Here is a 23,499-nt window from a genome sequence, read left to right on the forward strand (position 1 = left end):
AATTCCGGGATGGTCATGCTCATAGGCGGCGCCATCTTCTTGAGGATGGCTTCCTTACGCTCTGTGGAATAACGCACGTTGATCACCTCTCAATCCGTTTAGGTGACAACTACGCTGGCAGATAAGGCGATCAACACGCCATTGCGCTTGAGGTCGTTGATCAACGCCGTGGTGCGCTGGGCGTCCGGCGCTCCGTCACGCGCCGGATCACACAGGTCTACGCCGAGAAACAAGCCAGCGCCTCGGACATCACTCACTTCCTCGAAGCGTGACTGAATATCGCGCAGGTGGCGCATGAGATAGGCGCCCTGACGCTTCGCATTCTCCATCAGGCTTTCTTCAGCGATGACATCGAGCACTGCTGTTCCGGCCGCCACCGCGACAGGCGAGCCTCCGAAGGTATTAAAGTAGCCGACATCGGTATTGAGCTTCGCCAGCAACTCCTCGCGCGCCGCCAGCCCTGACATCGGGAAACCATTGCCCATCGGCTTGCCCATGGTGACCACATCCGGCTTGACACCATGACGTGCAAAGCCCCACATGCCATCACCGGTCCGCCCGAAGCCGGGCTGAACCTCATCAGCGATGAATAGCCCTCCCTGTGCCTGCAGCATCTCGACCGCGGGCTTTAGAAAACCGACGGGGTCCGCGTAGATGCCATCGCTGGAAAAGATCGAGTCCACCAGCAAGGCCGCACATCCGTAGCCCCGAGCATCCAGCTGCTCAATACCATGCCGTACCTGCTCAGTGAGCCAGGCGGCGGGGTCCGATTGCTGGGACATCTCGGAAATCGGCAGGATATGGACATGATCCGGTGGCCTGCCCTGCTTGTAGGAAGACGGTGACACCTCGGTCACGGCCGCCGTGTTGCCGTGATAGGCCGCCTCGGTGACGATGATCCCCTGCCGGCCCGTCCAGCCACGCGCCAGCCGCAGCGCCATGTCGTTGCTTTCACTCCCGGTACACATCATGACCAGCCGATTGAGCGCTGTCGGCAGCGTGTCCAATACGCGCTCTGCATAGCGATGAATGCCTTCGTGCAGGTAGCGGTTGTGCACGTTAAGGGTCCCCATCTGCTCGGCGACCGCCTGGACCACGCGAGGATGACAGTGGCCGATCGACGGGACATTGTTGTAAACATCCAGGTAGCGCTTGCCTTGATCATCGAACAACCAGACCCGCTCCCCCCGGACGATATGCAGCGGCTCCTCATAGAAGAGCATGGATGTAGGCCCTACCGTTTCCAGCCGCTTGCGTACCAGTGCGCCGATTCGCGCATCTGCCTTGTCGATGTGCGCCATGCTGAAGGCGTTCTGATCCAGAATCCCGCGTACCTTTTCCATCACGCCATCCTCACATTGTGGTGTCGTTGCAGATCATCAGGTAGGTAGCCATCGCGTACCGGATGGCCACGTTGTGTCATATAGCGCTGTGCCATCACCGCGGTATCGCGGCTGAAGTCACTGCCCAACGCCTGGCCTTCCTGGCTCTCCTGATGGGTTGCCAACCAGGCACATAGCAAGATGCGGCGAATCAGAATGAAGGTGTCGAGCATCGCCTCATCCGCTGCCGAGAATTCAGCAACCGAGCGATAGCCCTTGAGCCAGGCGTCCCGCAATTGCGGAACACAGGGGTCTGTCTCATGAAAGCTGATGGCGGCAGCGAAGTCATAGGCATACCAGCAGAAGCCACAATCATCGAAGTCGATGATCGACATGCCCTCTCCCGACACCAACAGGTTGGTCAGCCTCAGGTCGGCATGCACCAGGCCATAGCGATGGGGTGCCGTGCCGTATAACGCGATCTCTGACTTGATGTAGGGGATGGCCTCACTGATGGTGTGAGCCTCGTTCATCGTCATGCTGGGGGCATTACGCCAATCCCCCCATAGCCCTTGCGCAGAGATCATCGTCTCGAGATTCCAATGCTTGCGCACGAACCCTTCTGGCAACTGCCAACGACGACTGTGCGCATGCAAGGTCGCAGTGACAGCCCCGAGACGCTCGAACCATTCCGGCAAGCCGTCACCGATATCTGGCTCAGCCCCCGCTGCATGCTCAAAGGCCACCACCAGTAATGTCAGCTCGCCCACGGAAATGCTCAGCACAGGGCTCCCCGTCTTAGTCGGCAAAGGGGCTGGCGTGTTGACCTCGGTGGTCACCCGAATAGCGCGTATCCAGGCCAATTCAGACTCGATCTCTTCTCGGCAGTGGTAGTCCGGCCGATGGACACGAATGATGATCTTGCGACCTGTCGCACTCTCCTCAGCGATGAAGGTCGCGTTCTCCGACAGGGTCAGGAGCGAGACCTGAGCCTGTTTCGATAGGCCCCATTTCTCCAGACAGCGTGCCAACTCGATTTTTATTTGATTTGTAAGAGTGTCCGTATACATCTCACTACCTCGCTGACATCAGAAAGGCCGGGACGCTGCGAAATACTCACTGCCTCGCGATGTCACATGAAGGGCGGCCTCGTGGTCGAAGCCATGCCCTCCTCGGCGATTCTTGTCCTTGTGGTCTCGGTGCCACTTCGCGGAAGAAACAGGCATGGGTGTGCGAATCGATATTCCGAAACCCCGCTCCCTCTTTGAAGATGTGCGCGAAAGTTGCATGTCCAGACTAACGACACAGCAAGGGAGAGCGTTATCAGCATCTGGCAAACCTTGCTTAACCATGGAAACCAATGAGTTACACGCGATATGCCACAATATGTGTCACTAGCAGGCGCAGGCGATGCCACAAGGAAGTACAGGAAAGATTCACTCGCACCAGGCAAGTGCACGCGGGAGGCATGGGACGTCAATGAACAGGCCGGCAACCTGACCGATTGGTCACAGGAATATGATCAATACGGCGAGGGGAGATTCTATGGCCGTATCGATGAGCTTCACCTGCCTCACATGCAGGTATTCAAGGAATACACCAGTCATGCGCTCGGGCAGCAATGTCATGTCTGGCCGGATTCGCTGTGGCTGGGCATCCCGGCAGCTCGGGTGCCTTGCCGTATCAATGGCTACTCTCTGCAAACGCAGGACATCATGTGTCAGCCGGGAGACCATGACTTTGAACTGACCACGCCTGATGACTTCGCGATCTATAGTCTGGTGATCCGGCGGGACTGGCTGGTGAACGTCGCGGGAGAGTCGGCACTGGCATTGCTGGAGGCAGACCCACAACAGGTGATGCGTCTGGAGGTATCATCCAAGACTCGGCAGGCCGCCACCTTCCTGATGGAATGCCTGCTCAAGCGTCAAAGTGCGGCGTTCGAGGTGCAGGTCCACCAGGACATTCTATCTCTGGCAATCAACACCATCCTGCACGAAAAGACCCCTCTCCCTGAGCGCTACCCTAGCTATCACCACCGGCGTCAAGTCGTCGCGAAGATACGTGACTACGTGAATGGCAGTGCTTCTGCCCCCATCAGCATCGACACCCTGTGTGACATCGCCCATGTCAGCCAGCGCACGCATCACAACAGCTTCGTCAGCATTCTCGGTATCAGCCCGATGCACTTCATTCGCCTGAACCGCCTCAACCATGTACGACGTCGGCTATGTGACCCGGACAGCACCAGTACGGTGAGCCAGATTGCCAATGACTGGGGGTTCTATCACCTGGGAAAATTCGCGCAGGATTATCGTCATCTGTTTGGCGAGCGGCCGTCGGTGACGCTGTCACGTTATCGCGCCAACCCCATGTTGGAAGCGTGAAGGGGTTCAAGTGCACTGGGCACTTCAGAGATCTTCTCGGTAACCGATGATCTTCCATTCTCGTCGGGATGTCAGACCGATTATCAGTGACGAATCGAACAAGTGATATTTACCTCCCATCGACCATCTGCTAAATTTTGAGCATCGGGGCAAAATCCCCGATCGGGTTTGGCGACTCGAATAGCAAAAGGCGCACAAGCGCCCAGACCATGGTTGGCGCTTTTTTTGTGCCTGCCATGCGTTATGGCGGTCGTGCGTGGGAGACCTCCGGGTCTGCCGGTTTCCTTTTGCGCCGGTTCGCCAACCCGCGTACGGCCGCCCCCATCACTGTTTGGCGACAGCGGGAGCGGCTCCAATAGCAAAAGGAGCTTCAACCATGGTCATTCAGACTACGGCATCTCCGCGTAGCCCCGATCTGCCCACCCCCTATGGCGGCTACCCCGATCCCCCTTCCCATGACTGTCGTGCACGTATCGCTGACGACTGCAGCGAGGTGCTGTCATGACCTCGAATTCTTCCCGCACCACACCAACACCCTCATCTACTCCTCATATGCCCTCTGTTACGGGCAAGGCAATAGCCGAGTCTTCCAAAATGCCTGAGACTTCGGCGTCACACGACTCGTCACCTACCACCACCTCAGAGAATCAGCATCGCTCTCCTCCCCCTCACACCTCGAACTCTTCAACTTTCCAAGATTCCTCGACTGCGGCAGCTTATCGGCGGGGACAGCTGATCAAACAGCACTTCCAGCAGTGGTTGAAATCACTGAAGGATAAGCCGACCCATTTCACCAAAGTCAGCTGCCGTAACGAGCTGATGAAACATCCAGAGTTGGCAGGCTATAAGCCCATTATTGTCCTGCAGCGTGTCGGTGACCTGATAGATCGCTTGGTGATTGATGGTCACGCTGTCCAGTCCGATACCATCGGTAAACGTCGCCGCGTCTATCAACTCATCGATAGCACTTCGGAGCGCTCACCGGACATCCCACTGTCGAGCAATCGACAGGATCTTGCTACGTCGAAAACCGACAGCACATCGCATCTACCGCTCGATAAAGCACTGCAGGAACAACGTCGAGCCTTGAAAAAATCTATGCGGGCCGCGAAGGCGGAAGCCGAGCACCTCTATCAATTGGCAAAGGACTATCCAGAGGCGAAACCCGACATTGCTCCACTCCAGGAGGATGCGATTCAGCGCGCCTGCGAACTCCAGGGACAACTGGCCGCCGTGCTGGCGCTCTGTGCAAAACGCCATGCTGGAGGTGCCTCATGACGCCGCGTCAGATCAATCGATTACTGCCCTCTCTGACAAGCCCGACACTCAGAGCTTGGCAAGCGCGTTGTATTGAGACAGCGCTTCAACGCCTTTCGGATCAGCAGCCCCATTTCCTGTGCCAGGCCACCCCGGGTGCGGGCAAGATGCTGATGGCGGCCGTCCTGACTGAGGAGCTGATTCTCAACGGGAGCATTGATCACGTCATCTATCTGGGCCCCACCTCCGCCGTGGTGGAGCGTGCGCGTGAAACGTTTTCGCAAATTCTGGGGCGCCCCATGCAGGGCAGACTGGGAGATGTCGGTATCGCGCTGACCTATCAAGCGCTCAGCTTCCGCCTGGAGGAACTCAAGCAACTCTGTCGCCAAGGACGTGTCCTGCTGGTCTGGGACGAAAGCCACCATGCCGCCGGCGCGACAGCATGCGCCGCAAAAAGCACCTACACCAGCTCGGCAGCCGCCGGCGCCAATCAGTGGGGGTTGGCGCTCTTGGCATTGGAGCGCGATGTTCGCTTTACGCTCGCCTTGTCAGGCACTCCTTGGCGCACTGATGGCAGCTGTCTTCCCATGCTGCGTTATATGGCGCCAAGTTATGAAGTCGCCTCGACCTCCGAGCCAGCGGTACCAACACTGCCATCGGCTAACAGTGACCGCCTGGAGCTGATCCCAGACTTCACTTATACCCTGCGTGATGCCATCCAGGATGATGTCTGCCGTACTCCCCAGATATACCTGATAGATAATGACGACATACGTCTGGTGGCAGAACAGCAGGCGCAGCGTGAGACACTGTATTACCAAAGCATCCCAGCCTTGTTACGTCATCCTGGGGTGCATTACGCCGCCTTGCTGCGTCACCCGGGGCCTCAGCAACATTTGTTGGACGTCAGCTGCCAACGCTTGCGACAGCTTCAGGAGAAAGACCCGACCGCCGCAGGATTGGTGGTGGCATCCAACATTTCTCATGCGGAAGACATCGCTGATTGTCTGAAACAGATGGGACAGACGGTGTGCCTGGTAACCAGCCAGACGGAAGGGGCGCACGCACGACTTGAGGCCTTTCGCTACGGCCATACCTCGTGGATTATCTCCGTCAACATGGTCAGTGAAGGGATCGACATTCCCCGCTTGCAGGTCTGTTGCTACCTCAGCCACGTCAGGACCGAACAGTATTTTCGTCAGGTGCTAGGCCGAATCATACGGCGTCGACATGCACAGGATGATGCGTGCTATTTCTATGCGCTCAACGAAAGCACGTTACGACACTACGCCTACCGACTGTTTGACGACTTGCCCGACGAGCATGCTGCGATCCAACTGGATCCCTTCTCCTCCCCGACAGACTCCGCCCCAATCGTCTATCCAGCCACTGATTCGATAGCCTCCAACGACCCTGGCACGAGTGGAAAACTCCCGTCGATTGACATGCGTGGCGCGCCAAATGCTCAGGCCCCCATGAGTGAGTGTGTGAGCTTCTCAGAGGGAGTACGAGAGATCACTCTTGATCTGGCAAATGATGTGGCGTTCTCCAACGCCTTCTTGGCGCGCCTGGTATCGATCTGATTACAGGAGGCGGCTCGGCAGCCACGCCCGCCCAACCACCAGATGATTTCACTTTTTTATAGCCTAATCCTAAGCATAACATCCACAAATCGCACATTTACCAGTGGAATTACTCAAATAATCCTGCATATGCGTGACTCTCAACTCTCCATGCCTTCTAGGGCATGCATTTCGGGTTGGCTGATTTACGAAGGGTGATAGCGTGAAATTCGATGGCCACCTCACAGCGCATATCGGCCCCCACTCCAACTTTTCGACATCGATGGAGATCCCTCATGGTGTCCAGACCACCGACAGGCATCCACCCGCCTCAAAGACGAAGACCTCAGGCAATGCAAGTGATCCCCTATCAGGGAAACCAGGACTCTCTGCCGGGACTTTGCCTGACGGTCTCGGCACGAAAGCTGATCATGGCAAGCCTTGCACCGAGTACCATCCGAGCCTTCCAAAGCGACATACGGATGTTTCTCAGACGTGGCGGCACCCTCCCCAGCACCGACCCGGAGATTGCCAACTACCTCACCCGGTGTTTCGAGGACGGTTATAAACCGAATACGCTCAAGCGACAGCTGTGCTCGTTACGGCGTTGGCACCTTGTCATGAATTGCCCCACCCTGGGCAATGAGCAAATGATCAAGGGGGTCATGCGCGGCTGTGCACGCCTCAATGAAGTGCCGGTGAAACGTGCACCAGCCTTGATGCGAGACGATCTGCATCAGCTGCTGAATAGCCTGGATTTGAGCGAGTTGCGAGATCTGCGCGACGCCGCCATGTTCTGCCTGACGTTCTATGGAGCATTTCGTTACAGCGAAGTCCTCAACCTTCGTGTCGAGCACCTCACATGGGATACACGAGGCGTGTTGGTCAGGCTCTCCCGCAGCAAGACCAATCAAGAAGGACGTCATGAAGTCAAAGCTATTCACCATGCTGATACCTCGCTCCCCTACTGCCCCGTCAATCTCCTGTATCGCTGGCTGGAAGCCGCCCATATCCAGAGAGGTGCGGTATTTCGCAGCGTCTCGCTGGGCGGCAGGCCAGGAGGCTCGAAACTCTCTCGAACTGCTTTTCAGAATGCGTTGATCAGGGGGCTTGAGCGGTCAAACCTGGCTTCACGCGGATTCAGCACACATAGCATGCGTGCTGGCCTGATCACTGAAGCTCATCTGCGGGGGAAGAGCCTGGAGCAGATACAACGCGTGACAGGTCACAGGCATCTCAGCACCTTGACGGAGTACATTCGGGTCGCAGACCCTTTCGAAAACAGCGCCAACGACTTTTGATAAACATGAGCAATGCATTACCGTTCAATAATCGATGAATTGACAAAAGCAATCGCTCGAGGGCTCGTAATAAAAAATACCTACCAAGTTTGACGCCAAGAATCCCTAGGTTTTGTACGAAAAGTCATTTTTGCTAATGTGACCCATGCACACCCAGCATAGGTGCGGTATGACAGGACGCTACGAAATCTCTGATAGCCAATGGCAGTTGATCGAAGACATTGTCTCACCGGCTCAATCGATGGGCAGGCCCCGGAAAGACGACAGACAGATGCTGAACGGCATCTTTTGGGCCCTCTGCTCTGGCGCCAAGTGGCGCGACCTTCCCGAACGTTATGGCCCTTGGAGTACTGTCTACGCCAGGTTCCGACAATGGCGTGATGACGGTACCTTTGAGGCGGTCTTGTCGCGGCTTCAACTTCGGCTTCGTGAAGATGGCCTGATGGATCTCGAGACCTGGATGATCGACTCAACCGCCGTTCGTGCAACACGCGCCTCCGCTGGTGGAGGCAAAAAGGGGGATCTGAAGAACCCTTAGACCATGCGTTGGGCCGGAGTCGTGGCGGCATCACGACCAAAATCCATTTGATCTGTGATCGCTTTGGTTGGCCCATCGACTTCACGCTGTCGGCGGGGCAAGAATCGGATACGCGGTACTTCATGCCCACTCTGGAAAAGGTTCATCTACCGGGGAGTCGTGGCCGGCCACGAAAGCGTTGCCGCTACATCGTGGCAGACAAGGGCTATGACAGTGATGAGTTGCGCCGTTACTGCGACCGCGTTCGAATCAAGCCGATCATCGCTCAACGAAAGATGAAACGGAAACCCCGGCCAGGTCTCCTACGGGGTTTCGATAAACCCATGTACCGTCAGCGAAATATCGTGGAGCGCTCTTTCAGTTGGCTGAAAGAGTTCCGTCGTATTGCGACGCGATATGAGAAGTTGGCCCGTAGCTTTTATGCGATGGTATGCGTAGCTTGCATACGCCGCTGTCTACGAGCCGACTTTTCGTACAGAACCTAATGCTCTCGAAACGGTCGATTTTGACGGTTAAAAGATACCTTAGATTCTTGCCACTTGAGTTATGCTATTAGTACACACTGATTCAGCTTGGATATATCAGGAGGCGGCACTCCCAGAGATATCGTTCTACAGGTCGGGTGTATTACTCGACTGATCATCACTACTCAAAGTTACTCGCGTTTGCTGGACATGAACTCGACGAATGATTCTCTCATACGTCTCGGCCCCCCTTTGCCTATCGTTGGAGTCATCGATATGCCAGATGCTACCTATACACCGTCACTAGTGAAAATCAGCGCTGACAAGACGCTTGTCATCTATCAGCGAGTACTCGAGGTGGACACCGCCGAGCTTATGAACGAGGAGCATGCTTTTCGACCAACGGTCGCGACAGAGAGCCTGCCCCTAGCGCCTGTCCGCTTCCGCAGCAACGTTCAGTCGACTCACACTTCCGAGGAGTTCGTGAATTTTCATGTCATCAAAGCCATCGTATCCACACAGAAAGTGCCCGTCTCACAAAGTGTATTTTGCATCGAGATCGATATCGGCAGACTCAATGAAGATGAAATCCAAGTGGTGAGATTCTATTACCAGGTGCTACAGCCTCTGCTCGAGCTTGGCTGGGAATGGATCAATATCCACAACCTACATACCACTGGCGATATCAATATTAACGAGAAGAAGTTATGGAACAATATACTCAGAAACTTCATTAGTGATGAAAGATTACAATACGCATGGAGCAATGTAGTCACTCAACAAAACTTGCCAATAACACACAAGCAAATCTCATCAATGTTCAAGCATCGCTATTCCACTGACTCGATTAGAAAGTTTATGAACACAATAATGGATAGCGCTAATAAAAGTCAAAGTAATGCATCTAAAGATAGAAATATAGCAAACGGCGCCACTGTCGCTAAAACAAGTAAGAAGAACACCCATAGCAAAAGAAAAGATAATAGGAAGCAGGAATCAGATACCAACAAGCAAAGCAATATAAAAGAAAAAAACAAGTACTCGAACAATAAGAGGGAAAACGACTCAGATTCGCAAATTGATTGGCTTTATGAGCTTTGATTGACTGATAAACAGGAGGCTTTCACGTGAGTGAACACCAACTACCTGACCAAATATTGGCTAATTACGACCTCAATGCGATCGGGTCCCGCTGGCCCCTTATACCGGAGTGGCTCAAGAGGAGCCTCCCACCCTTGATTGCCTCAGAATATCGCCTCAGTGCTCGCCTCTTTGCCGCCGATTACTCGGTGCCAGACCTTGTGCCCCAAGTAGAAGAGTTTCTAGAAAGCCAATTTTTTATGGAAGATGAGTCACATCGAAATCATAGAATGTCTCACTGCCTTCATTACACGGTGAACTACCGATTTACATCGCTCACTGATCCTCGAGTAAGCAGTATCCGAAAGCTGCTTAGACTGATTTTTTGTCAGCCTCGTCGTACTGTGAGACGTGGCTCTGCCATCAAATATTACACCCAGATACTTGAGCTTAGAAAGACGCTTAAGCGGCTACTTGACTGGGGCAACCTGGATGATATTCACAACAGTTTCCCCAGACCCATTTCCCCTACCCTGGGAGAGCAGTTAGTTCCTCCTCCCGAGCATTTTTCCGATGCTGATTTGGAGCTGCTCGAACAGTTTCTTCATGCCTATGATGCAGCAACTGATCGGCCATCGGAGCATCCCAACCATCTGCGCAATAAGAAAGCGACACGCGCTTTGCTTGACGAAATTTATCAGTCGAGCCAGCTCACTCGTAGCCCAATAAGAAAACAGCATAGAGCTCGCAATGAAAATCAAAAAAGACGTCAACATGTCGATACCATTCTTCGTGATTCGCCACTTTGGGCCAGTGACAAATCTTACAAAATTCATGCTGAATATACCGACTATCGCTCCCTTGACAGGTCAATCCAAGCACTTGACCATGCCTTAATAGAGGATGATGAAGAGCTCACGGATGACAATGAACATCAGAATGAATCATCATCTAATGATCTGAACCAAAGCAGTATCTCACCCCTCGACCCAGTGAAAGAGCTATTCCATAACACGCTGCTTTCACAAGGCGATCAGGCGCTTCACCTTGAGAGCGTACAGCTCTTGCAACAGGCCCGCAGTCTCAAGACATCTGCAGACATCAGCCTACGCCCACAAGAAGAGGTTCTAGCAGCTTTACGTATCTTCCAACCACCGAAAGATGAGGAATTTCTCATAGAATCTGAGAGTGCTATTGCAAACCGACAAGCCTTGGCATTTCTTAGCATTCTACTTTGCAGTGGAATAGCACCTGAGCGCTTGCTGCAGACGACGGTAATCTCCCGATCCCCCAAGCTGCCCCTCAATAGCGATAGCAATCGTGAGTGGATCATCTGCCAGACACTGGATCAAGTTCCCAGCTGGTCACCGGAGGAGGGGCTACTCCATTACTCTGTCAACAAGGCACCTAACGAAACCATCATCACGTTGCCCTTGCCCAACGCTCTCAATCAGTCACTCATGGCCGAAAAGGCATGGCTCCCCGGCGCCCAGCCCTTCAAAGCACTGAAATCACTGATCGAGAAAAAACTCAAGCGCTGGGGGGATAACCGTCCCGGAAGTACTCTGACGTTGAGACGCGTGTCCGCCAGTCATCATCATTGGGTGATACCTGCCTGTGAAGATGAAGTGATCGCGACCTGGTTGCGAGGCGAGCTCCCGCTTTCGCTCTCTGCCCCGGCAACGTATCGAACGATACCTCTGCACAAGATTCAGAAGGCTTTTCTCTCGGCTCAAGCTGCGCTTGGCCTATTTCCCTTATTAGAAGAAGACTGTCGTACACCTCGCGAAGATCACACCGTGGGATCCACAAAAGCCCAGGAGCCGAGCTATTTCAAACGTCCGCTTCATTTGCTGACGCAACTTACCAAGAACCACGCCATGCTGGTTACCTCATTGATTACCTCACAAGGGAATCGTACTAGCGACTTACGGGCAGTCGGCGAAGCCATTGCCCGGCAAGGTCAGATACTGGGAGCGCTGACCTTACTTGCATGGCAGCTCTGCACCTTGGCTCGCCCAATTGGATCCAAAACCCAATGTGAGCAGCTGGAAAATACGCTCTGGCTACGCGACAAGGATTCGGCTCGGGCACAGGAAAGCCGCCAAATTCCACTTGTCCCTGCCCTTGGCGCATTGCTCCGGCTTCAGCATGAGTGGCGGGAGGAATGGCAACGATGGTGGAAACGCCACGGTGGCAAAGCAGACTTTCTTAGGCATGAACAAGTCGCCTACCCCGTTCAATGGAAGTTCAATGCCTCGACAATGATGTTGACGCAGCAACGCATGCAGCATGCTGACTGGCGACAGTGGCTCAAGGATCTTCCAACATTCATGCCTTCGCCTTTGGCAACTGAATTGAGCCAGTGGGGCCACCAGCCTTCCAATATCACGCGCCACAGCATGCTCACCGCGCTCCAATCGCGACTTTCTCACGCTGAATTTAGTGCGCTCGCTGGGCACACCATCCAGGGGCACTCACTCCAATCCCCGTCCAGTGATCGGAGCCTGATTCAATCGGCGATACGAAGCGCACTAACCGATATCGCCAGGCTATGCGGCTTGACGCCGGGTCTGCTTCACAGAGACGACCTCCCATGGCCCATTCAGCACGCCGGGCCAACCATTCAAGGAGATAGAGGATGAGTGCTATTACCACCATTGATCTTCGGAAGAAAACCGATGTACCTGCCCAGTCCACGCACCAAGAGCTTACAACTCCGAAGCTGTCTCCGATCGAACTTTCGAAAACACTGGGTAGGGTATTCCGTCGCTGGAATGATCCAGATCATCGCCTTTTCTCCTCCTCTGAAGTGCTCAGACATTTCCGCAAGAATGTCGCGCGCTACGCTTGGCAACGGCATAAGAAAAAGGTAACCAGAGTACAGGCTAGAGCGCAAAGTGCGCCTTCCACCAAGCCGTCTCGCGCTCGACACAATGCCACACGCTTGAACCAGCGAGATGTACAAGCCTTGATTCGCAACGCCATCCAGCTTGCCAAGGAAACTGAACTTGACTTCAGCTCCCGAAAGGTCACCAAGGAAGTCGCGCTTGTACTGACTCATCTCAACCGAGAGCCTGACTTCGAGGCTACGATTCCGACCAGTATCAAACGCCCGGTCAGACCCTCATCCGCGGCTACCTCATCACGAGATATCAAGGTTCAGCGACGGGTGCTGGATTCAGTACGCGCCCTGCAGCGCATTCCCGCCAACCAATGTACGCCAGAGCAGTCTCTTCTCTTCCTGGCCTTGAGCATGGGTACCCTGCTGGGGATGGAGGAAGAAGTGATTCGCCATACTTTGCTGAACTTGAGCTCAGAGCATCTGCCACGCCTGAACACCAAGCGCGGTCCCCACCATTGGTTCATCGGCTGCCTGCCAGGGTTATCTCGAACACATCCAGCCCATTACCGGCTAAAAATCCCGAATCATCTCAGGAGGCTACTCAGGGCTTGCCGTCAGTCCCCTGTCCCATTACCAGCCACCTCCTCCCAGCAAGCCGATGTATGGTGGTTCTCCTCGGATGCTACGCTGGACCTAAACAGTCCATTGGAAGCGCGAGCTGCCCATCTGGATCAGCTCTTGGTCACCGGTCTGTCACAGCTGCTAGATAGCCAGGCACCACGCAGGACTGGTTCCTCCGCTTCGCTGAAGAATGTCCGATCATTGCTTCGTCATGCCTTCCGGTGCACGACATTGTTAGGCCCTGCGCCCCTCTGGTCACAGCTGCTTCGGCGCTACCCCCTACCAGTGTGTAGCTGGCGTTCTCCTTGGCAGCATGACGAAAGCCTCCTTTTATCGGCGGCCCCCCTCCCTACCTCCGGTACGTCGAGCGCTTCTGGAACCATGGATGTCTCTGAACCGGAAGACATCGAGACCGATCTTCACACCCCTGAACTCCTTATGGGAGGAGGCGACAGGAGCAACGAATCGTCACCATCTACCTCTCCCCGATACCGGCAGGATCAACTATCAACAGACTGGTATGTGAAAGCAGGCAACCAACTATATGCGTATATCACCGAACTGGAGCATGAAGGTCTGATAAACCCCAGAGGGGGATCTGCGATCCAGCGGCATGACACCGTTACGTCTCGCTACGCGAAGAAGCTGATACACATGCTGGGCGAAGACAGCTACCCACTCTGGATACTGCTATGGCTGTCTTATCAATCGAGCACTCAAGGCAATAAAGCCAGCACGCTCAGGACTTACCTGAGTCGTCTGACGCCCACCTCCATGATGATGTTGCCCGATATCCCATGGTTGGCTCTCTGGGATGGAGAACTGATGGAGGCAATCAGCGAACAGCTACCCACTCAGAAAGGCTGGGACACTTCGACGTGCCACAACTTCTTCCAGACGTTCAATCAGTTCATCAGCTTTTGCCAAGGCAACGATCGATTAACGGGTATTCCTCCCGTACAGGGTGAGGGAGGTCGTTTCATCAGTACATTGCGTACACATCTGATCATGCCACACGAGGCAGAACACCTGACCCGGGCGCTCTCCAGAAGACGGAGTGGATTACGGCGCAGCTGGCTGATCGCCTTCCTCCTTGGCTACTACGGGGGCCTGCGAGCTGGAGAAGTCATGGCATTGACACTGCATGACGTCATCATCAATCAGCCAGGAGATGACGGCCCCACCTACTGTTACGTAGAAATCCATGCTGGCAAGACTGCAAATGCTCGGCGCAGCGTTCCTCTTCATCTTCTGATATCCCCAGAGTTGATGACGCTGGTGAGAGAGTGGATTGATAGACGCCGAGAGTCCTTTGCTGGCCAGCAGCGTTTGAAGAACATTGCCTTGCTGGGGCCAGAAAGCTCTCCGCTGGGCTATTCAAGAGAGAGCTTGCTGACCCCGCTCATGGCATGGGCCCGGCAGTCTCTCCGCGGTGCTCTCACACCCGGATTGGAGCTGGAGGACATCCACTTCGACTTTCATCTCTTGAGGCACAATGCAATCTCGTGGCTCGTACTGCGCCTCTACAGCGACGACTACCCTCAGCTTCTGGATCGCCTTTCCTCCACCTGCCGAGGACATTGGTCCTTCACTCCTGCAGCACTGGCGAACTGCCGCCGAGCGGTCTACGACGTACTGGAAAGAGATGCCAAGGCACGAGGTCACCGTCTCGAGTTACTCGCCAAGTTGATCGGGCACCGCAACTCTCAAACACTGACACATCACTACACGCATGTGCTGGGTGAGATACATGGTGAGGTACTTCTGGAGCTGATGAAGCGACGCTGAAGGCGAAGATCGCATACTCGCATACTGGCTGTCGCCTTTCGAAGCCGAAGCGCAGGTGGTCGACGGGCTAGAGATAGCCCAACCCCGATGTATCACCCTCCATCACTTGCGGTGTTGCACTCAGAGTCCACCTGCGCCATCTCACGCTCGGCAACCAGGATGAGTCAGGAGGTACAGTAGGCTGTCCGAGCCTGTACACACGGATGGAGCATTAGCAGTTCATGCGTGGTGCGATGATCTCCTTGACACTTTGACAGACTGATCGCCCCAAATTGTCCTGAAAGGGAAAAATTGCAGCACTTGCAACCCGCACACCAACTATTTTCCCTATAGGGAAAAATTCAGGACTACTCCAGTATATCCACCCAATTATCCCTATAGGGAAATTTTTAAGTATACTAAATTGTTTACAACAACCCGCTTTCTTATCGTGAAAGGTCTTAGCATGCCCCTATCGCAAGCAGTTCCCATTCATGATGCCGCAACGCTTGGCAAGTTGATTCGCCGCGCTCGCAAGCAGCAAGGGCTAAATCTTGAAACCCTCGCAGGTCTTTGCGGGTTGAGCATTCGCTTTCTGAGTGAGTTGGAAAACGGCCGTGACAGCTGCGGGTTGGGTCGCATATTGATCGTACTTGATACGCTAGGCATCGAGCTGTCCGCTGTTCCTCCGGAGGGATTCGAATCATGATATTGCCGGATTCGTTGAACGTATGGCGCGACACGCAGCATGTAGGGACGTTGTGGCGCGGCACGGATGGCCGACTGATGGGCTTCGAATACAACGAAACCTGGCGACAGAATGGGCATGCCATTTCGTACAGCTTGCCACTAAGCCAAAAGGCTTGGCAGCCCCAAGACCTTCTGGCGCATCACTGGTTCGCAAATTTGCTGCCTGAAGAGCAAGCCCGGGCGGCGCTGATCAAGCGCCTGGGTATACCAGACGACGACTTCTCGCTACTGGCGACCATAGGCGGCGATTGTGCTGGTGCGCTGACGATCCTTCCGAGCGATCACATGCCGCCGTCAAGAACCCTACCGTCACCCCTCGATGACAACTACCGCGAGTTGCCGCTCGATCGACTTGCGCAATGGGCAGGTGCTCGCGAGCGGTATGCCTTGATGAACGAAGGAGCTCTGGCCAAACGCCCTCGTCTCTCGCTGGCCGGCGCGCAGGACAAGATTCCTGTGCGACTGTGGAACGATACACTCTACTTACCTATCGGAATCGAACCCTCTACCCATATTTTGAAATTCGCCGTCGAAGGGCGTGAGCGAGTCATTCTGAATGAGCTGTATCTGAACAATCTGGCACGCTTGGGGGGGTTAGCCTGCCCGAGGACCACGATGGTCTATGCCGGCCGACATCCTTACTTGATGGTCGAACGCTACGACCGCTTGGGTATTGAAAGCGGACACATCGAGCGTTTGCATCAGGAGGATCTGTGTCAGGCCATGGGCGTGTCGCGGAATCAGAAATACCAGGCTTACGGTGGGCCACGTTTCGGAGAAATCGTGCAAACAGTCCGCGAAGCCTGCCGACCCTCAGCGGCATCCATTCAGCAGCTGCTTCGCTGGCAAATATTCAATGTGCTGGTTGGCAACAGTGACGGCCATGCCAAGAACGTGTCCTTGTTACAGGACTCCCGAGGTCGTTGGCAGATCGCCCCAGCCTATGACCTCGTTGGCACCATAGTGCTCGGTTACGATTCAGACATGGCCTTCTCCCTCGGCGGGGAGTTCAATTCGATGCAGTTGCTACCGCGCGATTGGCAGGCCTTTTCGGATGAGTGCCGATTCAGTTATCCGTTTGTGAAGCGCCAAATTCAACAGATGGTTACCACGCTCGCTGATTTATCCGACTCAGTCATACTCAAGGAGCAGCTACAGCAAGCCGGTCTCGAAGGCAAAGGCTGGACGAGGTTGCAGCAGCAACGTCAACACATTCAAAAGCAGTGCCGCCGTGCCGAGCGATGGTAGTGCCTGTCAGCGAAATTCAAGTTTGGATGTTGCCTCGTTCGGGGCCGTGAAGGCAGTCATCACACCGCCTGTGTCGCGCGACACTCCGGATAGGCCGAGCATCCCCAGAACTGCTGGCCCTCACGTACACCTGCTTTGGCAGTACGCAGCACCATACGGCTACCGCATTTCGGGCATTCACGTCTCGCCTGTGGATCATTGCGCTGCTTGAGATGCTGCACATGAGCACGCTGCGTCGCCCGAGTCGGCGCCAGCCGCCCCGTCAGCAGCGCCTCATGCATGGCCTCGACCTGCGCCTCGCTGAAGATGGGGGCCTTGAACGACTGTACGAAGGAAACGAAGTCAGTACCGCGCGTCACGTTGGCTGGCATCTCACCCTTGAGCCTGGCGTTGCCGACGAAGACGATCACCGAATGCAGATGCTCGGGAGTCACGCCAAGCGTCGTCTCCAGTGCCTTGAGATGCTTGTAGTTCTGACGTAGCGGGTTCTGGAAGCTGAACGACTGTCGAGGAAACTGCTGGGTCCAGTTCGCCTCGTGCTCACTGCCGAAGATCCAGCCTTTCATGTTCTTGGTTTCCAACACGAAGCAGCCGAAACGCGACAGCAGCACATGATCGATCTGGGTGGTGCCGCTCTCGGTCTTGAGGGTGACATTGTGCAAGGCCCGATAGCCCTGCTTGCCGAGTCGACGCGCCATCCAGCGCACTCGCCACTCGCCAATGCGACCTTTCATGCGGGGAGACTTGAGATAACGACTGACGCAGGAGGCCAGCACGAGGCATAGCAGTACACTCATCACCGGCGCGATGTTCGAAGGGACAACCACTGTCATGACTCCTGGTGCAGCCTGTACGGAAAGGAATCAAGCGAGGTGATTCGTCCAACCGGAGTACTGAGCCTTGATAAGGGAAAGGTAATGCTGCACCGCGCCCGATGGAGGAGCGCGGTGCAGCAAACTGCAGGATTCTAACCATCTGGCGAACGCCAAGCTACTGTTCTCTATCGGTTTATCTCTGAAGCAGAGCACGACGGAGCGTTGTGCATCGACGAGAGAATCAGGTTGGCGACGAGCCGTTCGTCTGAATCACTCCACCTCCAACATGACCTTGTCGGTATCGAACGCCAGCCGCCCGGCGATCGCCTGCACCTCCTCGATGGGGTGATCGTAACTCCAGGCGATATCAGGAAGATCCGGCAGCGAGTAATAGGTACTGTCGCCCTTGAACGGACAATGAGTGACGGTGTGAGAAACCGAGAGCTCCGCCATCGCCACATCGGCGCGCGGCAAGTAGAGCCTCGGCGGATAGCCCTTCTCGCGCAATTCCAGCGCGTTGCCAGTGTCAGCGATCACCGTCTCACCGACCAGGATTCGCACCCGCGAGGATAGCGGGTGCAGCGTGATACGCGGTTCGAGGTGGTCGGCCATGAAGACTCCTTTACGGGTTGGCGGGTGAAAGCGGCAGATGAAAGCGGCAGATGAAAGTGCCTTGAGGCGCGTTCTGAAAGAGTCAGACCCTCAGACCCCACCGTCCCTGGCGAGCCGAAAGCCGGAGAACGCCCAGCGCGCCTCGGGCGGGAAGAAGTTGCGATAGGTCGCGCGGATATGATCGGCAGACGTGGCGCAGCAACCCCCACGGAGCACCATCTGACCGGACATGAACTTGCCGTTGTACTCCCCCAGGCTGCCCGGCAGTTTGCGAAAGCCCGGATACGGGCGATAGGCACTGCCCGTCCACTCCCAGACATCGCCGAACATCTGACTCGGCATGCCTTCGGAGCTCGCGGCCGCGACTGGCTGTAGATAATCCTGATCGACGAAGTTACCAGAGAGAGGGACATCCTGACCGACTGTCTCCCACTCGGCCTCGGTGGGCAGGCGCGCGCCCGCCCACTGGGCGTAGGCATCGGCCTCGAAGAAGCTGACATGGCAGACCGGCGCATTCAGATCCACCGGCACCAGGCCACCTAGCGTGTAGTGATGCCAGACGCCGTCGCGCTCGACCCAATAAAGCGGCGCCGGCCAGCCTTCCGCCTTGACCGTCGCCCAGCCATCCGCCAGCCAGTGCTCGGGGGTGGCGTATCCGCCGTCCTGCATAAAGGCGAGAAACTCGCCGTTGGTCACCGGACGGTCGGCCATCTGGAACGCTTCGACGAACTGACGGTGACGGCCCATCTCGTTGTCGTAGGCGAAGCCGCCTCTGGATGCGTCATGACCGATCTCGCGAATCCCGGCTGGATAGTCCAGCCATCCCAGCGGCGGCACCTCCTGCGCAGGGGCTGGTGCCAAGCCAGGCGCCAGGTCATCCCGATAGGCCGGACACAGCGGGTTCTGCGCCAGGATGTGCTTGATGTCCATCAACAGCAGCTCCTGATGCTGCTGCTCATGCGGTAGGCCCAGCTCCAGACGGCGCAGAATTTCCGGCAGATGTTCCTGGGGCGGATTCTCGAGCAAGGCTTGCATGGCGCGATCGACGTGCGCGCGATAGCGATAGACGTCATCGACGGTCGGGCGCGATATCGAGCCACGCTCGGCGCGCGGGAACGGCACACCATGGGTCTCGTAGTAGGAGTTAAAGAGATGATCGTAGGCGGGATCGAGCGTCTGATAGCCCGGCTGAAACGGCTTCAGGATGAAGGCTTCGAAGAACCAGGTGACATGGGCGATGTGCCACTTGGGCGGGCTGACATCTGCCATGCTCTGCACCATGTAGTCTTCCTTGTGCAGCGGCGCACAGATCGCTTCGGTGGCGGCGCGTACCCGCTGGTACGCGCGTAGCCACTCCTTGGCATGCAGGCTATCGGGTCTTTCGATGACGGTGTCATGGGCAGATGACATGATGGCTTCCTTTGCGAGTCTGGTTCTCTCCCTGAAACGTGATCGGAAAGGCTCGGGCGGCCAGCACGGCTGACACGCCTCCCCTGCCCCATCAATGCTTGGCCGGGATAATGTCCCCACCCTATCACTCGTGCGGCTGATGCCAACTCTTCACGGGCTATGGTCTTTCCTCTGGTACTAGGTCTGCCCCTGATCTACCCCTGATCTGCCTTGGCCTTCACTTCGCCTTAACGCCCGTCTCGCTGCAAGTGTCTTGTCTGAGCGCGCCAGCCTCAGTTCTGCATCGGGATGTTCTCCTCCCAGCGAAAGCCGATACCGCCGCCCTGCCATACACCATTCTCCAGCGGGCTGGGGCCATGGATATCCACCTGCAGCGGCAGGCCGAAGCCAGGTGCCAGATCCTGAGTGCCACGCACGGTACTGCGATGCATGATCCGCAGGCCTTGCTCCTGTGCCGGCAAGTGCGCGCCGGGCGCGGCCCGATGAGCCACCGCCAGGTTATCGATGAACACGCAGTCATTTTCCTGATACTCGAAGTCGAGGGCGTAACCCTCGGTGAAGCCGGCATTCAGGATGGCGTTGTACTCACGGCAGAGCTGCGTCAGATCTTCTGCGGTCAGCAGCCGGAAGGCGTCCTGATCGGGTAGCTTCTCGATCACTGCACCGGTCATGCCCAGATGAAGCCAGATGCACTTGCGACCGGTGATGGGGTGTTCGTGTACCACAGGATGTACGGCCCCAGAGGAGGAATTCACCGAAGCAAGACGGCGCCAGAAAGCCTGACGCTCGGCAGACAAGGCGTCATGGGCCGCGCCCTGATGAGCAAAGCAGGTACCGCCGCCGTTCTCGGCCGGGCGGATGATGTGGTAGCCGGAGTGCGAGAACGTATCGGTATTGAAGCTGCCGTCGTTATGCCACTGCGGCCCGACGCCGGGAATGCCGTGACGGCGATCGTTCGACAGCCGGAAGATGTGCCGGTTGCCATCGGGCGTGGCCGGATGCATCCCATGGGTACTGTGCAGCTCCTTGCCGCCCCACCAGCAACTGGCGCGCAGAAAGTCATCGGCCTCCAGGGGCGTATCGCGCTTGAAGACCAAGAAGCCGCGCTCGGCCATGATCTGCTCCAGCGCCTCAAGCACTGGCGCGGGCGGCGCGTCCTGAGCGGACAGATCGATTCCCCTCACCTCGGCGCCTATCGGCTCCAGCGGTGTGATGCTGCCGCCGAATTGCTGGATGACAGCCACCTGTGCCGGGTCGAACGGAACGCCCGGTGCTGACTCGGCTACCTCAGTGCGTGTTGGATTCGCCATGACACTGACCTCCTGTCGCGGCTCCCACGCTGGCGAGACGCTGATGTGTCATCAGGCCGCGCTATCGCTGCGCGACGACACTCGCGGCTCACAGACTCTCGGCGTGGGATGAATGTATCAGCATTCTCGCAAACACATTCCCGTGCGCCAAACCTCGCCCCATCTCATCCCGAACGCCGCGAGTTACCTATCAGGATGACGCTGGTGCATCACGTCACTCGTATTTCTTCTGCCAACTCTTCACGGCGATCCGCTCCTTGAGCAGATCCAGCATGTCGATCAGCACCTGCTCGGTGATCTGCTCCGTCCTCGGGTCAGTGCGCGACCAAGCATCGAAACCACTCTCTGCCAGGTGCCCCACCAGCGCCGAGAACTCCTTGGAACGCAGGCCGACCAGCGCTTCATCGACGAGATGGCAGGCCAGATCCGACAGCGAGCTTTCCAGCCCTTTCGTAAGCTGGGTGCCCATGGGCAGGCGCGAGACACGCTGAAGCTCCGGACTCTCGGCGAGGGTGCGACTGACCAGGCCCCGCACATAGCGCAGGGTATCGTCGCGATTCTGGGTATAGACATCCCCCGCCATGGTCTCGAGGCGCTGGGTAATTTCACGGATCAAGGCCTGCTTGCGAGGCTCCACGACACGCTCGATCACCGAAGATGAGAGGTCATCGCTGTCGCGCAACTGCTGCTGGACGTTATCGAGCATGCGCAGGGAGATACGGTCCGTCAGCTCCTCCAGCAGAATATCGAGATACTTGGCCGCCACCCCGTAGAGGTACCAGCGGCGAACATCGATCAAGCCGAGACGTTGCAGGCGGAACAACAGCGAGATCACACGCAACACACGCAACAGGCGGAAGCCGCTCAGCGGGATACACCCCAGCACGTCATACCAGTGCACGAAGGGGTAGAAGAACCAGCGGTGGTATCGCCGCTCCGCGATGGCCACTGCCCATCCCGCCAGCACATCCAGCAGGAAGACGGCGACGAACGCCAGATCGATGGAGAGGAAATTGGCGTGGATGTTCTTCTCATAGGCCGCATGCAACCCGGGTGTCACGGCCTCGAAGGCCGTGTTCAGCGGGGGAATCAGGAAGAGGCTATCGAACAGCAGCAATGCCAGATTGGCGATCACGAGCACGATGATGAACAGATCCCACCACAGATGTATCCGCTCCCTGGCGGACGAGGGCGTGCGGGTGGCTGGCATGACAACTCCTTGGCGATTGTTTCAGAATGCGTAACGGGTCTTCCTGACTCAGCCTACAACGCTTCAGATGACCACGCTGGCGATGACCGAGCATCAGCTGACCACACTGGCGATGACGCTATCTGCGAGGGCTTGCAGCGCTACCGGAGCCCAGCCCCGAATCGCCGTAGACACCCTATTAGTGAGGGAGACACCCGCATGAAACAAGCGCAAGTGATGACATGGGCCGCCGTGATGAGCGCAGCACTCACCCTGGGCGGCTGCGCAGGCGCTCAATCCTCTGAGGATTATCAAGGTGTCGACGAGCCACTGGAGAACACCTATTGGAAGCTGGTGACACTCGACAACCAGCCAACACCCGTGGTGGAAGGCAAGCGTGAAGCCCATATCGTCTTACATACACAAGACTCGCGAGTAGCCGGCTCCACCGGCTGCAATCGCCTGATGGGGGAATATCACCATGATGCGCAAGAACTCGGCTTCGGCCGCCTGGCCATCACGCGAATGGCATGTCCCGGTGAAGTAGCAACGCTCGAACGCGATTTCCTCGCGACACTCAATGACGTGTCGGGCTGGCAGATAGAAGGCAAGACACTGACGCTGATGGATGCACAAGGGGCGTCGCGTGCCCGTTTCCAGACAGTCCATCTCTATTGAGGACTCACAAGCTCCAGTGACAAGGTGTCGGGACGAGAAGAAATGCTTGCACTGCTTCATCGCGCCTGAATCACTCGTCCCGCTCCGGTCTTTTTGCGACATCCACGCCGCAGGGTATTCCCCATCTCGCATCTTCGGACTGCCGGGAGCATGAAGGGACTCACCTCGGCTACGCCTTTATCAGACGGCGAATTGTTTCTGGTAAAGGTCTATACCTGTAGTGGCACAGTGAATCTGGCCACCTGACTTTGAGTGTATGATGGCTCACAGAGACAATCAGGTGCAGATGATGACGAAGAAGAGAACGTTTAGCCCGGAATTTCGCTTGGAAGCGGCCCAGCTC

The 23,499-nt window shown here is 56.3% G+C and carries 19 protein-coding genes; 12 read left to right on the forward strand and 7 right to left on the reverse strand.

The window, feature by feature from the left end:
• Nucleotides 1-98: 98 nt before the first annotated feature.
• Nucleotides 99-1,343: an aspartate aminotransferase family protein gene (locus MKZ40_RS16530; RefSeq protein WP_175090750.1), complete on the reverse strand. Its 1,245-nt coding sequence runs from the start codon at nt 1,341-1,343 to the stop codon at nt 99-101.
• Nucleotides 1,343-2,392 carry a phosphotransferase gene (locus tag MKZ40_RS16535; RefSeq protein WP_175090749.1) on the reverse strand — a complete coding sequence of 350 codons (1,050 nt, stop codon included), beginning with the start codon at nt 2,390-2,392 and terminating at the stop codon, nt 1,343-1,345. The genes MKZ40_RS16530 and MKZ40_RS16535 overlap by 1 nt, the downstream gene beginning before the upstream one ends.
• A 507-nt stretch (nt 2,393-2,899) precedes the next feature.
• Between MKZ40_RS16535 and MKZ40_RS16540 the strand changes: the two genes are divergently transcribed.
• The 11 genes from MKZ40_RS16540 (at nt 2,900) to MKZ40_RS16590 (ending at nt 17,142) form a co-directional block, all read left to right on the forward strand.
• Complete coding sequence (locus MKZ40_RS16540; RefSeq protein WP_254627231.1) at nt 2,900-3,709, forward strand: helix-turn-helix domain-containing protein; 810 nt, start codon at nt 2,900-2,902, stop codon at nt 3,707-3,709.
• A 376-nt stretch (nt 3,710-4,085) separates the two neighbouring features.
• Nucleotides 4,086-4,214, forward strand: a complete 129-nt coding sequence (locus tag MKZ40_RS16545; RefSeq protein ID WP_282627971.1) for a hypothetical protein — start codon at nt 4,086-4,088, stop codon at nt 4,212-4,214.
• On the forward strand, nt 4,211-4,987 hold the full coding sequence (locus MKZ40_RS16550; protein ID WP_175090747.1) for a hypothetical protein: 777 nt from the start codon (nt 4,211-4,213) through the stop codon (nt 4,985-4,987). Before MKZ40_RS16545 ends, MKZ40_RS16550 begins: the two co-directional genes overlap by 4 nt.
• Nucleotides 4,984-6,549: a DEAD/DEAH box helicase family protein gene (locus MKZ40_RS16555; protein WP_175090746.1), complete on the forward strand. Its 1,566-nt coding sequence runs from the start codon at nt 4,984-4,986 to the stop codon at nt 6,547-6,549. Before MKZ40_RS16550 ends, MKZ40_RS16555 begins: the two co-directional genes overlap by 4 nt.
• A gap of 332 nt (nt 6,550-6,881) precedes the next feature.
• The gene (locus tag MKZ40_RS16560) at nt 6,882-7,829 is read left to right on the forward strand and encodes a site-specific integrase (RefSeq protein ID WP_217485972.1); all 948 of its coding nucleotides are present in this window, start codon (nt 6,882-6,884) and stop codon (nt 7,827-7,829) included.
• A 169-nt stretch (nt 7,830-7,998) separates the two neighbouring features.
• Nucleotides 7,999-8,852, forward strand: a protein-coding gene (locus MKZ40_RS16565) for an IS5 family transposase (RefSeq protein WP_175090745.1) whose coding sequence is annotated in 2 segments (ribosomal slippage) — nt 7,999-8,341 and nt 8,341-8,852 — 855 coding nt in all. Because the reading frame shifts where the segments join, the coding sequence is not laid out codon by codon here.
• Between the two features lie 255 nt (nt 8,853-9,107).
• A complete protein-coding gene (locus MKZ40_RS16570) occupies nt 9,108-9,932 on the forward strand; it encodes a hypothetical protein (protein ID WP_024952251.1) in 825 nt (274 codons plus the stop codon).
• Between the two features lie 26 nt (nt 9,933-9,958).
• Nucleotides 9,959-12,556 carry a hypothetical protein gene (locus MKZ40_RS16575; RefSeq protein WP_175090744.1) on the forward strand — a complete coding sequence of 866 codons (2,598 nt, stop codon included), beginning with the start codon at nt 9,959-9,961 and terminating at the stop codon, nt 12,554-12,556.
• Nucleotides 12,553-15,165, forward strand: coding sequence for a site-specific integrase (locus MKZ40_RS16580; RefSeq protein ID WP_175090743.1), 2,613 nt, complete (start codon nt 12,553-12,555; stop codon nt 15,163-15,165). Before MKZ40_RS16575 ends, MKZ40_RS16580 begins: the two co-directional genes overlap by 4 nt.
• Before the next feature lie 445 nt (nt 15,166-15,610).
• Nucleotides 15,611-15,853, forward strand: a complete 243-nt coding sequence (locus MKZ40_RS16585; protein ID WP_136938067.1) for a helix-turn-helix domain-containing protein — start codon at nt 15,611-15,613, stop codon at nt 15,851-15,853.
• A complete protein-coding gene (locus MKZ40_RS16590) occupies nt 15,850-17,142 on the forward strand; it encodes a type II toxin-antitoxin system HipA family toxin (protein WP_175090742.1) in 1,293 nt (430 codons plus the stop codon). Before MKZ40_RS16585 ends, MKZ40_RS16590 begins: the two co-directional genes overlap by 4 nt.
• A 59-nt stretch (nt 17,143-17,201) precedes the next feature.
• On the opposite strand, the gene MKZ40_RS16595 is transcribed toward MKZ40_RS16590, so the two are convergent.
• The 5 genes from MKZ40_RS16595 to MKZ40_RS16615 form a co-directional block, all read right to left on the reverse strand.
• Nucleotides 17,202-17,969 (reverse strand): NERD domain-containing protein, encoded by a 768-nt coding sequence (locus MKZ40_RS16595; protein WP_225347876.1) that lies wholly within the window; start codon nt 17,967-17,969, stop codon nt 17,202-17,204.
• Nucleotides 17,970-18,227: 258 nt separating this feature from the next.
• Nucleotides 18,228-18,569, reverse strand: coding sequence for a DUF427 domain-containing protein (locus MKZ40_RS16600; RefSeq protein ID WP_024953449.1), 342 nt, complete (start codon nt 18,567-18,569; stop codon nt 18,228-18,230).
• Between the two features lie 90 nt (nt 18,570-18,659).
• A complete protein-coding gene (egtB, locus tag MKZ40_RS16605; protein ID WP_175090741.1) occupies nt 18,660-19,979 on the reverse strand; it encodes an ergothioneine biosynthesis protein EgtB in 1,320 nt (439 codons plus the stop codon).
• A 272-nt stretch (nt 19,980-20,251) separates the two neighbouring features.
• On the reverse strand, nt 20,252-21,289 hold the full coding sequence (locus MKZ40_RS16610; RefSeq protein WP_175090740.1) for a TauD/TfdA family dioxygenase: 1,038 nt from the start codon (nt 21,287-21,289) through the stop codon (nt 20,252-20,254).
• 214 nt (nt 21,290-21,503) lie between these two features.
• A complete protein-coding gene (locus MKZ40_RS16615) occupies nt 21,504-22,499 on the reverse strand; it encodes an ion transporter (protein WP_175090739.1) in 996 nt (331 codons plus the stop codon).
• Between the two features lie 198 nt (nt 22,500-22,697).
• On the opposite strand from MKZ40_RS16615, the gene MKZ40_RS16620 reads away from it, so the two are divergent.
• A complete protein-coding gene (locus MKZ40_RS16620) occupies nt 22,698-23,156 on the forward strand; it encodes an META domain-containing protein (protein ID WP_024953445.1) in 459 nt (152 codons plus the stop codon).
• Nucleotides 23,157-23,499 lie beyond the last annotated feature (343 nt).

It is taken from the genome of Cobetia sp. BMC6, assembly GCF_029991385.1.
Lineage (GTDB): Bacteria > Pseudomonadota > Gammaproteobacteria > Pseudomonadales > Halomonadaceae > Cobetia.

Excerpts from the sequence above, each read along its gene's own strand:
- MKZ40_RS16550 (WP_175090747.1), top strand. The coding sequence starts at position 4,211 with ATGACCTCGAATTCTTCCCGCACCACACCAACACCCTCATCTACTCCT.
- MKZ40_RS16530 (WP_175090750.1), bottom strand. The coding sequence starts at position 1,343 with ATGGAAAAGGTACGCGGGATTCTGGATCAGAACGCCTTCAGCATGGCG.
- MKZ40_RS16620 (WP_024953445.1), top strand. The coding sequence starts at position 22,698 with ATGAAACAAGCGCAAGTGATGACATGGGCCGCCGTGATGAGCGCAGCA.
- MKZ40_RS16610 (WP_175090740.1), bottom strand. The coding sequence starts at position 21,289 with ATGGCGAATCCAACACGCACTGAGGTAGCCGAGTCAGCACCGGGCGTT.
- MKZ40_RS16590 (WP_175090742.1), top strand. The coding sequence starts at position 15,850 with ATGATATTGCCGGATTCGTTGAACGTATGGCGCGACACGCAGCATGTA.
- MKZ40_RS16585 (WP_136938067.1), top strand. The coding sequence starts at position 15,611 with ATGCCCCTATCGCAAGCAGTTCCCATTCATGATGCCGCAACGCTTGGC.
- MKZ40_RS16535 (WP_175090749.1), bottom strand. The coding sequence starts at position 2,392 with ATGTATACGGACACTCTTACAAATCAAATAAAAATCGAGTTGGCACGC.
- MKZ40_RS16540 (WP_254627231.1), top strand. The coding sequence starts at position 2,900 with ATGCAGGTATTCAAGGAATACACCAGTCATGCGCTCGGGCAGCAATGT.
- MKZ40_RS16555 (WP_175090746.1), top strand. The coding sequence starts at position 4,984 with ATGACGCCGCGTCAGATCAATCGATTACTGCCCTCTCTGACAAGCCCG.
- MKZ40_RS16560 (WP_217485972.1), top strand. The coding sequence starts at position 6,882 with ATGCAAGTGATCCCCTATCAGGGAAACCAGGACTCTCTGCCGGGACTT.
- MKZ40_RS16580 (WP_175090743.1), top strand. The coding sequence starts at position 12,553 with ATGAGTGCTATTACCACCATTGATCTTCGGAAGAAAACCGATGTACCT.
- MKZ40_RS16615 (WP_175090739.1), bottom strand. The coding sequence starts at position 22,499 with ATGCCAGCCACCCGCACGCCCTCGTCCGCCAGGGAGCGGATACATCTG.
- MKZ40_RS16570 (WP_024952251.1), top strand. The coding sequence starts at position 9,108 with ATGCCAGATGCTACCTATACACCGTCACTAGTGAAAATCAGCGCTGAC.
- MKZ40_RS16600 (WP_024953449.1), bottom strand. The coding sequence starts at position 18,569 with ATGGCCGACCACCTCGAACCGCGTATCACGCTGCACCCGCTATCCTCG.
- egtB (WP_175090741.1), bottom strand. The coding sequence starts at position 19,979 with ATGTCATCTGCCCATGACACCGTCATCGAAAGACCCGATAGCCTGCAT.
- MKZ40_RS16545 (WP_282627971.1), top strand. The coding sequence starts at position 4,086 with ATGGTCATTCAGACTACGGCATCTCCGCGTAGCCCCGATCTGCCCACC.